Consider the following 352-nt stretch of genomic DNA (forward strand, 5'->3'; position numbering starts at 1 on the left):
GCACAATACGGCCCTCCTGCTGCCAGCGCTCAAGCAGGGTAAACGGGCCATGGGCACCGCGGTCTTACCGTACGCGCTGGCCCCTGTCCNGAGGCGGACCGGCAACGAGACGACCCGGGGGACGGCGGCGGCCGCGTCAGATGGGTAGAAGGGAAAGGCGCAAAACGGGCCTCCTGCTGCCAGCGCTCAAAAAGGGTAAACGGGCCATGGGCACCGCCGTCGTAGCGTACGCGCTGGCCCAACAGACAACGGCTCACCAGAATCTTCTGCATCGCTCACTCTCATTAGTCACCCGCCGTAACACCGCCAGGTTACTGCGCTTGCTGGCCGCCGATCAAAGGCTGTCTCTTAT

1 pseudogene is annotated in these 352 nt (G+C 64.1%); it reads right to left on the minus strand.

The annotated features are described in order from the left end of the window. Window positions 1–155 precede the first annotated feature (155 nt). Window positions 156–272: pseudogene (locus ACQ4LH_RS21930) on the minus strand (DUF523 domain-containing protein); the annotation flags it as partial. Window positions 273–352: the final 80 nt, after the last annotated feature.

It is taken from the genome of Pseudomonas peli, from assembly GCF_050563605.1.
GTDB lineage: Bacteria > Pseudomonadota > Gammaproteobacteria > Pseudomonadales > Pseudomonadaceae > Aquipseudomonas > Aquipseudomonas peli_A.